This window comes from Vibrio sp. 10N.222.54.A3 (assembly GCF_041474095.1).
Lineage (GTDB): Bacteria > Pseudomonadota > Gammaproteobacteria > Enterobacterales > Vibrionaceae > Vibrio > Vibrio crassostreae_C.
Map to the genome: position 1 here is coordinate 55,411 of NZ_JBFRTN010000109.1, position 13,722 is coordinate 69,132.

The following is a 13,722-nucleotide window of genomic DNA, read 5'->3' on the forward strand; positions in this document are numbered from 1 at the left end:
TCATGCCTACTGAAAAACCAACGATCATCTATACCATTACAGACGAAGCTCCGGCGCTAGCAACATACTCTCTGCTGCCTATCATTCAATCTTTTACAGCTTCTTCTGGTATTAACGTTGATACTCGCGACATTTCACTTGCAGGGCGCATTATTGCCAATTTCCCTGACTACTTGAACGAAGAGCAACGTATTGGTGATGCATTAGCAGAACTAGGTGAATTGGCTAAGACACCAGAAGCGAACATTATCAAGCTTCCAAACATCTCTGCATCAGTACCTCAGCTTCAAGCAACAATCAAAGAGCTACAGTCAAAAGGTTACTCGCTTCCTAATTACCCAGAAGAAGCAAACACTGACGAAGAGAAAGCTGTTAAAGCGACTTATGACAAAATCAAAGGCAGTGCAGTAAACCCTGTGTTACGTGAAGGTAACTCGGATCGCCGCGCTCCACTTTCAGTTAAAAACTACGCGAAGAAGAACCCACACTCAATGGGTGCATGGTCTGCAGATTCTAAGTCGCACGTTTCAAGTATGGACGACAAAGACTTCTTCGGTAGCGAAAAGTCAGTAACCATTGAAGGTGCTACAGAAGTTAGCATTGAATTCGTTGGTAAAGATGGCGCGAAGAAAACATTGAAGCAAGCTTTTGCACTGCAAGATAAAGAGATCATTGATGCGTCAGTGATGAACAAGGCCGCTTTGGTTGCGTTCTTCGAAAAGGAAATCGCATCAGCTAAAGAGCAAGGTGTACTGCTTTCTCTTCACATGAAAGCGACGATGATGAAAGTATCTGACCCAGTGATCTTTGGTCACGCGGTTAAAGTTTACTACAAAGACGTATTCGCTAAACACGGTCAGCTGTTTGAAGAGCTAGGCGTTGATGTAAATAACGGCATCGGTGATGTCTACGCGAAGATTGCAGCGCTTCCTCAAGATCAAAAAGAAGCAATCGAAGCTGACCTGCAAGCTGTATACGAGACGCAGCCACCACTAGCGATGGTTGATTCGGACCGCGGCATTACAAACCTGCACGTACCAAGCGATATCATTGTGGATGCATCTATGCCTGCAATGCTACGTTCTTCTGGTCAAATGTGGGATCCAGAAGGTAAGCAAAAAGATACCAAAGCAATGATCCCAGATCGTAGCTACGCGAGCATTTACCAGGCGGTTATTGATTTCTGTAAAGAGAATGGCGCTTTCGACCCTACAACGATGGGTAGCGTACCAAACGTTGGCTTGATGGCTCAAAAAGCGGAAGAGTACGGTTCTCACGATAAGACTTTCATCCTTGAAGCTACTGGTCAGGTTCAAGTTGTTGACGCTTCAGGCGCTGTGCTTCTAGAGCAAGACGTAGAGGAAGGCGATATCTTCCGTATGTGTCAGGTTAAAGATGCACCAATCCAAGACTGGGTTAAGCTTGCGGTAACGCGTGCTCGTGCATCGGGTGTTCCAGCGGTATTTTGGCTAGATGCGTCACGCGCACATGATGCTCAGCTTATCAAGAAAGTTGAAGCATACCTTCCTGAATACGATACCGATGGTCTTGAAATTAAAATCCTTGCTCCACTTGAAGCGACTCAATACTCACTGGTTCGTATCAAAGAAGGCCTAGATACTATTTCGGTTACTGGTAACGTATTACGTGATTACCTAACTGACTTGTTCCCGATTTTAGAGCTTGGTACATCAGCTAAGATGCTATCGATTGTTCCACTAATGAACGGTGGTGGTCTGTTTGAAACAGGTGCTGGCGGCTCTGCTCCTAAACATGTTCAACAAGTAGAGAAAGAAAACCATCTGCGTTGGGATTCCCTAGGAGAATTCTTGGCATTGGCTGCATCTCTAGAGCACCTGAGCGTAGTAACAGGTAACGCTAAAGCACAAGTTTTAGCTGACGCGCTTGATAAAGCGACGGGCGAGTTCCTTGATAACAATAAGTCTCCTTCACGTCGAGTAGGTGAGCTTGATAACCGTGGTAGCCACTACTACCTAGCGGCATACTGGGCTAAGGCGCTTGCTGAGCAAACGGCTGACGCTGATCTTGCTGCTGAGTTTGCAGGTGTGGCAAGTCAACTGGCTGAAAGTGAAGAAGCGATTGTTGCAGAACTCAACAACGCTCAAGGTGTGGCTGGCGACTTAGGTGGTTACTACCTACTTGACGATGCATTGGTTTCAACACTAATGCGCCCAAGCTCAACGCTAAACGCATTTATTGATGCATAGTAATTGGGCTCATCGTTAATCAGTCATGAAGGTGATTTGCTAACGAGTTGCTTAGTCTGACAGTTAAGTCATAGATAAAGTCAAAACGAAAGACGCTTTAACGATAACGTTAAAGCGTCTTTTTTTGTTCTTTTGTAATATCCCTAAGACCTAGCTTAATAAGAATACATCCGCGAACTAATGGTCTAGTGAGCAACCTTATAGCCCCAAAACGAAAAAACCGCTCAAGTAAGCCTGTATTACAGGTATTAAATGAGCGGTTTCAATATTCTGTTTACCTGTCAGCCGTTAATGACGACTGACGGAGGTTAACATGAGTTGGCATTCGCCTATTTTGCGGCGCTGCCTTCTACAGGAACAACGGAGCTAGCATGCGAGCCTTTAGGTCCACTTTCTACTTCATAGTCGACCTGCTGACCAGCCTTTAAGGTTCGATAACCTTCCATTTGTATTGTGGAGTAGTGCGCGAAAATATCGCCGTCTTCACCTTCTGGACAAATAAAGCCAAACCCTTTGGCATTGTTAAACCATTTTACTGTACCTGTAGCCATGCTATACATCCCTCATGCATTTTGTTACTAACGTTGTTATATCAATTGTTGTAAGTGCGATTGATATCATTCCTACCAGCTAAAGAATTTCAGCTGATAGCTTGAATCTCGTACATTGCTTACGGAAATTAACGCTACCCTGCGTAATTATTCCTTATTGTTAATTTTTGAAGCGTGTTACTGATTTTAAATCATGTTGCAAAAATGTATTAAAAAAACCTTTTAGCTCCAATGTAGCTAATGATTGAGCACAGTCAATAGCAAATTGGTATAAAAGTGATCAATTTTAATAACAAATCACATTCGAGATTAACTGCAAACTATTAACTAAATAGTAACTTAGCGGTAATCTTATCGTTAGTATCAATAGTTATGGCGTCTTTTTAATCAATCACATATGTTAATCCTGTTAATCGAGATCTTTTATTTGCAGCGATGGAAATGGTGGATTAGGCTCAGTATAGAGGAATATTTTTTGGTACTGTTTCTCGGTGCAGTTTCTTAGTACACCGTAAAGCGTGAATGTGGTAAATTTGAGTTAGGTAAACACTCACGACTTCCGAAAAATAACCCTTAGCAAAGCGATATGAGCAGAAACTTTGAATGGGCATCTCCAGGCTCAGATTTACTGGAGAAAGAAGCAACAAAAGTAAAGCCACCGGCGATGTATAACGTTGTGTTGAATAACGATGACTACACGCCCATGGACTTTGTAATCGAGATCCTAGAGCGATTCTTCTCACTAGATATCGAAAAAGCAACGGAAGTGATGCTCAAGGTTCATTATGAAGGTAAAGCTATATGCGGCACATACAGTGCTGAAATAGCGGAAACAAAGGTAGCGCAGGTCACGATGTACTCAAAGGAAAATGAGCATCCGCTACTATGTACAATGGAGCAAGTATAAATTGCTCGAACAACACTGTTGTTCCCTTAGGAGGTACTTATGCTAAATAAAGAATTAGAGACGAGTTTAAATGGCGCATTTGCTCGTGCGCGAGACAAGCGACATGAATTCATGACTGTCGAACACCTCCTACTAGCATTATTAGAAAATGATGCGGCCAAGGAAGCGCTCCAAGCTTGTCAGGCTGATCTCGATGCTCTTCGCAATGAGCTCGATATTTTTATCGATCAAACGACCCCACTTATCCCTGAAAGCGACGAAACTCGCGAAACTCAGCCAACGTTGAGCTTTCAACGAGTACTTCAACGCGCTGTTTTCCATGTTCAATCTTCAGGTCGCAGCGAAGTAACAGGTGCTAACGTACTTGTGGCTATTTTTAGTGAGCAGGAATCTCACGCGGCATATCTTCTTAAGAAAAACGACATTAGTCGCTTAGATATTGTTAACTTCATCTCACACGGTATTACCAAAGCCAGCAACGAAGGCGACAGTCCTTCGTCATCTGATTCATTTGGTGGTGCTGAAAATGCTGAAGAAGCTAATTCCGAAGACCGTTTAGAAAATTTTGCTACTAACCTTAACGAAGTCGCAAAGCAGGGCAATATTGACCCATTAATCGGTCGCGACAAAGAGCTAGAACGTACTATCCAAGTTCTGTGTCGTCGTCGTAAGAACAACCCTCTGTTAGTGGGTGAAGCGGGGGTAGGTAAAACTGCCATCGCGGAAGGTCTTGCATGGCGCATCGTTGAAGGGCAAGTGCCCGAAATCATTCAGAGCAGCGTAATTTATTCTCTAGATATCGGTTCACTGTTAGCCGGAACAAAATATCGTGGTGACTTTGAGAAACGTTTTAAAGCGATTCTTAAGCAACTGGAGAAAGAAGAAGACGCGATTCTGTTCATCGATGAGATCCACACCATTATCGGTGCCGGTGCTGCATCGGGTGGTCAGGTTGATGCGGCAAACTTAATTAAACCACTACTAAGCAGTGGCAAATTACGTTGCATCGGTTCAACAACGTACCAAGAGTACAGCAGTATTTTTGAGAAGGAGCGTGCTTTAGCTCGTCGCTTCCAGAAAATCGATATTATTGAACCATCGCTAGACGATACGACCAAGATTCTGATTGGCTTGAAGCCAAAATACGAAGCTCACCACGAAGTGCGCTACACCAACAAAGCGTTGCGTGCCGCTGTGGAACTGTCTGCTAAATACATTAATGAACGTCACCTTCCAGATAAGGCCATTGACGTAATCGATGAAGCGGGCGCTCGTAGCCGTTTGGCACCTGCAAGCCGTCGTAAGAAAACGGTAAGCGTGGCTGATATTGAGTCAATGGTTGCGAAAATGGCGCGTATTCCTGAAAAGTCAGTATCGTCTTCAGACAAAGATACACTCCAGAAACTGGATGAGCGCATGAAAATGTTGGTATTCGGACAAGACCCTGCAATCGATGTATTGAGTGAAGCGATTAAGCTGACCCGTGCTGGATTGGGTGCAGACAATAAACCTGTTGGTTCATTCTTGTTTGCTGGTCCTACTGGTGTCGGTAAAACAGAGGTGACTGTTCAGCTGTCTAAGTTGATGGGTATTGAGCTTCTGCGCTTTGATATGTCTGAGTACGGTGAGCGACACTCAGTGAGCCGCTTGATTGGTGCGCCTCCTGGTTATGTTGGTTACGACCAAGGTGGTTTGCTAACGGATGCCGTAATCAAGAACCCGCACTCTGTTGTGTTACTGGATGAAATCGAGAAAGCTCACCCAGATATCTTTAACTTGCTACTGCAGGTAATGGATAACGGCACGCTAACTGACAACAATGGTCGCAAAGCGGACTTCCGTAATGTGATTCTAGTGATGACGACCAACGCAGGTGTGGCTGAAACCGAGAAGAAATCGATCGGCCTGATCCAACAAGATCATGCGCCAGATGCGATGGGCGAAATAAAGAAGGTATTTACTCCTGAGTTCCGTAACCGTCTTGATAATATCATTTGGTTCAACAGCCTTGACCCAAGTGTGATTAGCCAAGTAGTTGATAAGTTCATTGTCGAGCTTCAGGTTCAACTGGACGCTCGTGGCGTGTCTTTAGAGGTTTCTGAGGATGCTCGTCACTGGTTAGCTGATAAAGGCTATGACAAGACCATGGGTGCTCGTCCAATGGGACGTGTTATTCAAGAGAAGCTTAAGAAACCACTTGCTAACGAGTTACTGTTCGGTAGCTTGGTTGATGGCGGTACGGTTAAAGTATCCCTGAAAAAAGACGAATTGGATTTCATCTATGTTGGTGCTAAAGAAGAGGTCATGCACTAACGAAGTGATTGATAAATCAAAGGCTTAAATATAAAACGCATGACTTAGGTTGTGCGTTTTTTTATGCTTGCGAGATGCGAGATGCGAGATGCGAGATTGATGTGCTTGTGTAGTAAAAAGCTCAGGCAATAAAAAACGGAGCCTTAAGCTCCGCTTCTTATTGTATTCGCTAATTAAAAATTAACGAGCACGGAAGACGATGCGGCCTTTAGAAAGGTCGTATGGAGTCATCTCAACAGTTACTTTATCACCAGTAAGAATACGGATGTAGTTCTTACGCATTTTACCAGAGATGTGTGCTGTCACTACGTGACCGTTTTCAAGCTCAACACGGAACATTGTGTTTGGTAGAGTATCAAGGACAGTGCCTTGCATCTCGATTACGTCTTCTTTAGCCATCTAATCCTCTTTCGAAATTTGGCGGTTTTCAACGGCTTGATTGTGCCGTTAAAATCAAAATATGTAAAGTTGTCGCGTATTCTACCCTTGCCACCGCTGATTTACTAGCCTTTGATGACGTTGAAATCGTACTTTATAGTTCATCGCAGGGCATTCATCGATTTGATAACCCAAATATAACCATTGTTTTTGTTCTTTCTGGGCATGTTGGATCTGAAATAGAACGCCAAGTGTTCCCATCGAAATGTCTATATCAGGATCGAAGAAGGTATAAAACGCGCTCGTACAGTGAGCCATGATGTCGGTTACGGCGATACCAATCAACTTGTTCTCATCATAGATGTGCATGAACTTTGTAGTAAGCCACTCATTTTTAGAGAATTGTAGAAACTCTTCTTTCTTGGGTGGGTACATGGTTCCCGAACGGTGACGAGCGGTGATATAGCGACTGTATAAGTCAAACCAGTTGTCATCCATCTCATCTTTCAGTTCCCAACGTAGTGATTTTCCTTTGTTAAGGATCCGTCGTTGGCTTTTGGAAAGCTTAACCTCAGGAATTGAAAGCCGAATCGCTTGGCATGCTGAGCAATTATCGCAATGTGGCTTATAAATGGTTGAACCACTGCGGCGAAATCCATTCGCAAGCAGAACTTCATAGTTATCTGAGGTGTGCATGTGTTCGTCAAGCGTGACCGCCACTCTCTCTTCGAAGTGAGGTAAGTAGCTGCAAGCGTGATTGTCTGTTAATCCAATTCTGATTTGTTGTAAATCTGGATTCATTAAGGCATTTCCTTTAGCCATTGGGTTTTAAAGCATGCATCGTCAACGGAGAACTCTTTGAGTAATTGCAGAGAGCCTAGGAATTCATCCCTATCAACCTCGATAGCGCCCAAGGATTCCAAGTGAGGGTTCATGACTTGGCAATCAATCAGTTGTCCGCCGAATCGGGTAAAGTGTTTACAAAAGTACCACAGCGCAATTTTAGAGGCATTGGTCTTGAGGCTGAACATCGATTCACCGCAAAAGACTTGGCCTCTTTGTAAGCCGTAAAGTCCACCGATCAGTTCATCATCTTGCCAAACCTCAACCGAGTGGCAGAAACCTAATGAAGCGAGTTTGCGGTAGGCGGACTGCATGTCGCTGTTTAGCCAGGTTTCTTCTTCGGGTCTTAGTGAAGAGCAATAACCAATTACTCTGTCCGTCGCTTGGTTGATGCTGACTCGGTAATTGTGCTTTCTTTGAAACTTTTTAAGACTTTTTGACGGTTCGAATGTCTTAGGATTAAATACCGCTCGCGGTGCAGGGCTCCACCAAAGTATAGGCTCACCTGGGCCATACCATGGAAATATACCTTGGCTATAAGCGTTTAAAATTCGCATTGGTGATAAATCACCACCGAAGGCGAGCAGACCGTTGGGGTCATCAAGCGCGTCGAAAGGCGAAGGAAACTCTATACTAGTAGTATCAAGTTCGGTTAGGTATATAGTCATAAGTACCGCATTACAGATTAATCACTGACCAAGAGGTCTTTAGGAGTTTTACCATGAAGAAGTTGCTTTGGATTTTACTTGTTTTGCCCATGTTGGCAAATGCAGCTTACAACAGAAACCAAGCTAGACCAGTAAACGAGGTGGTTTATGGTGAGATTGATACGGTCAGATACATCACTCAGCAAGAGATCGTTGAGTCGAAAGCGAATGGTTGGGAAACCTTGTTAGGTGCGGCGATTGGTGGCTTGATTGGTAACCAGTTTGGCGGCGGCACTGGTAAAGAAGTGGCGACAGCTGTAGGTGCAGTAGCAGGTGCGGGTATTGCTCGTAACCGAGGTAACACACAATATAAAGTAGAGTACAAACTGGTCGAGTTATTGGTCAAAACCAAAGACGACAAGTTGGTCAACATTATCCAAGATGTCGATAACTCGATGCTGTTCAACCGAGGCGATGATGTACGAATTCTCTATTTTTCAGATGGTGTTCGAGTTGATCTCGTGTACTAGTATATAAATACGATTGATTGGCTAATTAATCACCGGTTTGGGCCGGATTAGCTCTGGAGTTCGTTGGAAAAGTTCGTTAGTCTGCAAGTACGAAGAATTATTCATCACCCGAAAATAAATACGCACCAGTGACTTCGGGTGGTACAAGGACTATAAGATTTAATGGAAAGCCTTACGTTACAACCAATTCAAAAAGTGAACGGGGAAGTTAACCTACCTGGTTCAAAAAGCGTTTCCAACCGTGCACTTCTTTTGGCTGCACTTTCTACGGGAACCACTCGCCTAACAAACTTGCTAGACAGTGATGATATTCGTCATATGTTGAATGCATTGACTCAGTTAGGTGTTGATTATCAGTTGTCTGCAGACAAAACCGTTTGTGAAGTGACAGGTGTTGGTGGTGCATTCTCAAGTGACAAAGCCCTAGAGCTTTTCTTAGGTAACGCGGGTACGGCGATGCGTCCGTTGGCGGCTGCACTATGTTTAGGTCGCGGTGAATACGTTCTTACTGGTGAGCCTCGCATGAAAGAGCGCCCAATTGGCCACTTAGTAACAGCACTACGAGAAGCCGGTGCCGACGTTGAATATTTAGAGAACGAAAACTACCCGCCATTGAAGATCACAGGTACCGGTTTGAAGAGCGGTACGGTTTCTATCGACGGTTCGATCTCTAGTCAATTTTTGACGGCATTTTTGATGGCTGCGCCTTTAGCTGAAGGTGAAGTGACCATTAAAATTGACGGTGAATTGGTTTCTAAACCTTACATCGATATTACGCTGCACATCATGAAGCAATTTGGTGTGGACGTGATCAATAATGATTACCAAGAGTTTGTGATTCCTACCGGGCAATCTTACTCGGCACCGGGTGATTTCTTGGTTGAAGGTGATGCATCATCTGCGTCATATTTCCTTGCAGCCGCTGCTATCAAAGGTGGTGAGATTAAGGTCACTGGTATTGGTAAAAACAGTATCCAAGGTGATATCCAATTCGCTGATGCGCTTGAGAAAATGGGTGCGGAAATCGAATGGGGTGACGACTACGTTATTTCTCGTTGTGGCGAGCTGAAAGGCATTGATATGGACTATAACCATATCCCAGATGCTGCGATGACTATCGCGACAACCGCATTGTTTGCGAAAGGCACAACGGCAATCCGTAATGTCTACAACTGGCGTGTGAAAGAGACAGACCGCTTGGCTGCAATGGCAACAGAGCTACGCAAAGTCGGCGCTGAAGTGGAAGAGGGTGAAGATTACATTATTGTTAACCCTGTGGCTGAACTGACTCATGCGGCGATTGATACTTACGATGATCACCGTATGGCGATGTGTTTCTCGCTGGTTGCTTTGAGCGATACGCCTGTGACGATTAATGATCCAGGTTGTACGTCAAAGACATTCCCTGATTATTTCGACAAGCTGAAAATGCTAAGTCTATAAAAATGCTTAGTATGTAAAGGTTTAGGAACAAAAAAGCTTGCCTAAGTGGCAAGCTTTTTAATTATTGCTGAATTGTAAATTCTTTCGAAAGGTGGTGCGCTAAGTATTTAAACATGTTAAATACCGCGGTTGTATTCTCTGTCGGCATTCCATTGCTGTCTAAGAAGTATTCACCTTTGAAGACGAGTACATCGTCTTTTTCTACTACGCTGTTTGCGCGCATGCCTTCAATGTAGTCATCATGTGATTGGATAATTTGGTTTGCGATAAGCAGTAAATCAAATTCTGCTATTACTTTCTTTGTCATGAGTTTATCTCTGATAACTGAATATAACGTTGAGTTTATGGTGTCGAACTAGAAATTCAATGATTTCACAACCGATTAAGAGAGTCTTTTCAAACATCCACAATTTATTTTGTGATTTACGGCAAAAATAATTGAATGGGGCTCGCGTTAGATTCGCGGACAAGCTTAGTATGAGCCCGTTTAGACGTAATGCCTGATGAATAGGCTCTTGCAAGTATTCTTAGTGAGTACTTTATAGCTTCTTTATATTGTGACCCTTTTATCTATGAGTCGTCGAATTGTCGAGCGATCAGATCCAATTTTGAAAAAAGCGGTTGATCTTCTAGTAATCTCGCACAATAGTAAAAAAAGAAGCAATGAATTTAGAATATCATGCGTAAAAGCCCACAAGCTAAATTGTTGGTGCTGAAGCATCGTGATTAAGGACGTTAGAGTCAATATGGGTAAATCGCTCGTTATAGTGGAGTCGCCAGCCAAGGCTAAAACTATCAATAAATATCTTGGCAAAGACTTTGTCGTTAAGTCGAGTGTAGGTCACGTACGTGATTTACCAACGGCAGGTCAAAGTACTGGTCAAAAGGCTGCTGCAGTTTCAACCAAGGGTATGAGCCCAGAAGACAAAGCTCGTATCAAGAAAGAAAAAGATCGCAAAGCTCTTATCAAAAAGATGGGTATCAACCCGTATAAAGAGTGGGAAGCGAACTACCAAATCCTACCTGGTAAAGAGAAAGTCGTCGCTGAATTGCAAAAACTGGCTGAGAACGCAGACCATGTTTATCTCGCAACCGATTTGGACCGCGAAGGAGAAGCTATCGCATGGCACCTTCGTGAGATCATCGGTGGCGATGAAACGCGATACAAGCGAGTGGTTTTTAACGAAATCACCAAGAATGCTATTCAACAAGCTTTCGAAACTCCAGGTGAGCTAAATATTGATGGCGTAAACGCACAACAAGCACGACGTTTTATGGACCGTGTTGTTGGCTTTATGGTGTCACCTCTGCTTTGGAAAAAAGTAGCACGAGGCCTGTCCGCTGGCCGTGTTCAATCAGTAGCGGTAAAACTACTGGTAGAGCGTGAGCGCGAGATCAACGCCTTTATCCCTGAAGAGTTCTGGGATGTGCATGCTGATACTAAAACAGCAGAGAAAACCGACTTTAGACTGCAAGTTGCACAGAAAGACGGTGTTGCGTTTAAACCTGAAAATGAAGCGCAAACACAAGCTGCTGTTAGCGTTTTAGAAAAAGCGCAATACGAAGTATGTAAACGTGAAGACCGCCCAACAAAGAGTAAGCCGTCTGCACCTTACATCACGTCGACGCTGCAACAAGCGGCGAGTACGCGTCTTGGTTATGGCGTAAAGAAAACCATGATGCTGGCTCAACGCCTGTATGAAGCGGGTTACATCACTTATATGCGTACTGATTCAACCAACTTGAGTTCAGAAGCTGTAGAAGCCGCTCGTGAATACATTGGTTCTGAGTACGGCGCGCAATACCTTCCACCTAAAGCTCTTGCATACGGCAGCAAAGAGGGCGCTCAAGAGGCCCACGAAGCGATTCGTCCTTCAAGTGTAGATGTTAAGTCGGAAGATCTAAACGGCGTAGACGCAGACGCACACAAGCTTTACTCGCTAATTTGGAATCAATTCGTAGCGTGTCAAATGACGCCAGCTCAATACGATTCAACGACAGTAAGCGTTAAAGCAGATGAGTACACGTTGAAAGCGAAAGGTCGTATCCTTAAATTTGATGGTTGGACTCGTGTTCAGCGTCCAATGGGCAAGAACGAAGATACGATCCTTCCAGCAGTACAGATCGGCGATAAGCTTGATCTGATTGCGCTAGACCCTAAACAGCACTTCACTAAGCCACCGGCTCGTTTCACTGAAGCGGCGCTAGTTAAAGAGCTTGAGAAGCGTGGTATTGGTCGTCCTTCAACATACGCATCAATCATCTCAACGATTCAAGATCGCGGTTATGTAAAAGTTGAACAGCGTCGTTTCTATGCTGAGAAGATGGGTGAAATTGTTACTGACCGTCTAGATGGCAGTTTCAATGACCTAATGAACTACGACTTCACTGCTCGTATGGAGCAGAAGTTGGACCAAATCGCAGAAGGCGAAGCAAGCTGGAAAGGCGTGCTAGATAACTTCTTCGAAGACTTTACTGGCGATTTGGAAAAAGCAGATTTAGACGAAGACGCTGGAGGCATGAAGCCAAATCATATCGTGGAAACCGATATTGAGTGTCCGACTTGTAGCCGTAAAATGGGTATTCGTACTGCTTCGACAGGCGTATTCCTTGGTTGTTCTGGCTATGCACTTCCACCAAAAGAGCGTTGTAAGACAACAATCAACCTTGGTGATGAAGAAGGCATTATCAACGTGCTTGAAGAAGACGTTGAAACAGCAGCACTTCGAGCTAAAAAGCGTTGTCCTATTTGTGAAACAGCAATGGATGCTTATCTAATCGATGATAAGCGTAAGATGCACGTATGTGGTAACAACCCGAACTGTGAAGGTTATGTGGTTGAGCACGGCGAATTTAAAGTGAAAGGCTACGATGGTCCACTTGTTGAGTGTGACAAGTGTGGTTCTGACATGGTTCTGAAGAACGGTCGTTTTGGTAAATACATGGACTGTACGAGTGAAGATTGTAAGAACACTCGTAAGATTCTGAAAAATGGCGAAGTTGCGCCACCAAAAGAAGACCCGGTGCATTTCCCTGAACTTCCGTGTGAAAATTCAGACGCGTACTTTGTTCTTCGTGATGGTGCTTCTGGTCTATTTATGGCTGCGAGCAACTTCCCTAAATCACGTGAAACACGTGCACCATTAGTGGAAGAGCTGGTTCGTTTTAAAGACCGTATCTCACCTAAGTTCCAATACCTAGCATCAGCGCCAGTTGCTGACCCTGATGGTAAGCCGACAGTGGTTCGTTTTAGTCGTAAGACCAAAGAAAACTACGTGCGTACTGAAGTAGATGGAAAACCGTCCGGTTGGACTGCGTTGTACATCGACGGTAAGTGGGAAGTTACGGATAAGCGTAAAAAGCCTAAAGAGAAATAACTGAACGTTATTGATGAAAAAGCAGCCTAATGGCTGCTTTTTTTTGATCTCAATATGACTAAATATGCAACTTGTTGACCTGGTGTTTCGTCTGCGAGAATTTATTAAATTCACATCGCAAAATAAATAATGGCAATTAATCAGATTTTCTTATGCAACTTTAACGAGAATGTAACTTAATTAAAATATTGTAACTCACAGATCAGCGTTTAGTTGTATACCTGATGTGTGTCGGGTGTTAATGTAATGTTTCGTCTGGACGGTGTAGTGTGAGCTGCTTTAAGTCTTAGGAAAGCAATCAGCTTACGTACCACAGAATGGCGTATTAAAAATTGAATTCGGCCGAAAAGTCGATAACGTATATAAAACCAAGTGCAAAGAATAGTGCACACATAACAACGTTTGGCTTAGGATATTGTCACTGTATGTGAATGGATATTCGCTAAATACCGAAATAAGTGTTGGTGCTCATCCCCCAGAGGAAGATACCTCTACGAGTACTAAC

General features: G+C 43.8%; 11 protein-coding genes. 6 read left to right on the forward strand and 5 right to left on the reverse strand.

Features of this window, described 5'->3' with window-relative positions; all coding sequences use genetic code 11:
- Window positions 1-2: 2 nt before the first annotated feature.
- Complete coding sequence (locus AB4507_RS19680; protein ID WP_372183171.1) at window positions 3-2,228, forward strand: NADP-dependent isocitrate dehydrogenase; 2,226 nt, start codon at window positions 3-5, stop codon at window positions 2,226-2,228.
- Between the two features lie 329 nt (window positions 2,229-2,557).
- Here the strand turns inward: AB4507_RS19680 and cspD are convergent, their stop codons facing one another.
- The gene (gene cspD, locus AB4507_RS19685) at window positions 2,558-2,779 is read right to left on the reverse strand and encodes a cold shock domain-containing protein CspD (RefSeq protein ID WP_004736548.1); all 222 of its coding nucleotides are present in this window, start codon (window positions 2,777-2,779) and stop codon (window positions 2,558-2,560) included.
- A gap of 586 nt (window positions 2,780-3,365) precedes the next feature.
- Between cspD and clpS the strand changes: the two genes are divergently transcribed.
- Window positions 3,366-3,686 (forward strand): ATP-dependent Clp protease adapter ClpS, encoded by a 321-nt coding sequence (clpS, locus tag AB4507_RS19690; protein ID WP_004737430.1) that lies wholly within the window; start codon window positions 3,366-3,368, stop codon window positions 3,684-3,686.
- Window positions 3,687-3,725: 39 nt separating this feature from the next.
- Complete coding sequence (gene clpA, locus AB4507_RS19695) at window positions 3,726-5,999, forward strand: ATP-dependent Clp protease ATP-binding subunit ClpA (protein WP_017062108.1); 2,274 nt, start codon at window positions 3,726-3,728, stop codon at window positions 5,997-5,999.
- 180 nt (window positions 6,000-6,179) lie between these two features.
- Here the strand turns inward: clpA and infA are convergent, their stop codons facing one another.
- The 3 genes from infA to aat all read right to left on the reverse strand — a co-directional run bounded on the left by infA (window position 6,180) and on the right by aat (window position 7,888).
- Window positions 6,180-6,398: a translation initiation factor IF-1 gene (infA, locus tag AB4507_RS19700; RefSeq protein WP_001040192.1), complete on the reverse strand. Its 219-nt coding sequence runs from the start codon at window positions 6,396-6,398 to the stop codon at window positions 6,180-6,182.
- An 81-nt stretch (window positions 6,399-6,479) separates the two neighbouring features.
- On the reverse strand, window positions 6,480-7,178 hold the full coding sequence (locus AB4507_RS19705; protein ID WP_372183173.1) for an arginyltransferase: 699 nt from the start codon (window positions 7,176-7,178) through the stop codon (window positions 6,480-6,482).
- Window positions 7,178-7,888, reverse strand: coding sequence for a leucyl/phenylalanyl-tRNA--protein transferase (gene aat, locus AB4507_RS19710; protein ID WP_017063504.1), 711 nt, complete (start codon window positions 7,886-7,888; stop codon window positions 7,178-7,180). The genes AB4507_RS19705 and aat overlap by 1 nt, the downstream gene beginning before the upstream one ends.
- 53 nt (window positions 7,889-7,941) lie before the next feature.
- Between aat and AB4507_RS19715 the strand changes: the two genes are divergently transcribed.
- Both AB4507_RS19715 and aroA read left to right on the forward strand, forming a co-directional pair.
- On the forward strand, window positions 7,942-8,397 hold the full coding sequence (locus AB4507_RS19715; RefSeq protein WP_004736438.1) for a glycine zipper 2TM domain-containing protein: 456 nt from the start codon (window positions 7,942-7,944) through the stop codon (window positions 8,395-8,397).
- Between the two features lie 162 nt (window positions 8,398-8,559).
- A complete protein-coding gene (gene aroA, locus AB4507_RS19720; protein ID WP_017062105.1) occupies window positions 8,560-9,840 on the forward strand; it encodes a 3-phosphoshikimate 1-carboxyvinyltransferase in 1,281 nt (426 codons plus the stop codon).
- A gap of 61 nt (window positions 9,841-9,901) precedes the next feature.
- Here the strand turns inward: aroA and AB4507_RS19725 are convergent, their stop codons facing one another.
- A complete protein-coding gene (locus tag AB4507_RS19725; protein WP_017062104.1) occupies window positions 9,902-10,147 on the reverse strand; it encodes a YciN family protein in 246 nt (81 codons plus the stop codon).
- 439 nt (window positions 10,148-10,586) lie between these two features.
- On the opposite strand from AB4507_RS19725, the gene topA reads away from it, so the two are divergent.
- Window positions 10,587-13,217 (forward strand): type I DNA topoisomerase, encoded by a 2,631-nt coding sequence (topA, locus tag AB4507_RS19730; RefSeq protein WP_017067846.1) that lies wholly within the window; start codon window positions 10,587-10,589, stop codon window positions 13,215-13,217.
- Window positions 13,218-13,722 lie beyond the last annotated feature (505 nt).

What these genes read in the sequence shown, in the direction of transcription:
- AB4507_RS19680 (WP_372183171.1), top strand. Translation starts at nt 3, where the DNA reads ATGCCTACTGAAAAACCAACGATCATCTATACCATTACAGACGAAGCT.
- cspD (WP_004736548.1), bottom strand. Translation starts at nt 2,779, where the DNA reads ATGGCTACAGGTACAGTAAAATGGTTTAACAATGCCAAAGGGTTTGGC.
- clpS (WP_004737430.1), top strand. Translation starts at nt 3,366, where the DNA reads ATGAGCAGAAACTTTGAATGGGCATCTCCAGGCTCAGATTTACTGGAG.
- clpA (WP_017062108.1), top strand. Translation starts at nt 3,726, where the DNA reads ATGCTAAATAAAGAATTAGAGACGAGTTTAAATGGCGCATTTGCTCGT.
- infA (WP_001040192.1), bottom strand. Translation starts at nt 6,398, where the DNA reads ATGGCTAAAGAAGACGTAATCGAGATGCAAGGCACTGTCCTTGATACT.
- AB4507_RS19705 (WP_372183173.1), bottom strand. Translation starts at nt 7,178, where the DNA reads ATGAATCCAGATTTACAACAAATCAGAATTGGATTAACAGACAATCAC.
- aat (WP_017063504.1), bottom strand. Translation starts at nt 7,888, where the DNA reads ATGACTATATACCTAACCGAACTTGATACTACTAGTATAGAGTTTCCT.
- AB4507_RS19715 (WP_004736438.1), top strand. Translation starts at nt 7,942, where the DNA reads ATGAAGAAGTTGCTTTGGATTTTACTTGTTTTGCCCATGTTGGCAAAT.
- aroA (WP_017062105.1), top strand. Translation starts at nt 8,560, where the DNA reads ATGGAAAGCCTTACGTTACAACCAATTCAAAAAGTGAACGGGGAAGTT.
- AB4507_RS19725 (WP_017062104.1), bottom strand. Translation starts at nt 10,147, where the DNA reads ATGACAAAGAAAGTAATAGCAGAATTTGATTTACTGCTTATCGCAAAC.
- topA (WP_017067846.1), top strand. Translation starts at nt 10,587, where the DNA reads ATGGGTAAATCGCTCGTTATAGTGGAGTCGCCAGCCAAGGCTAAAACT.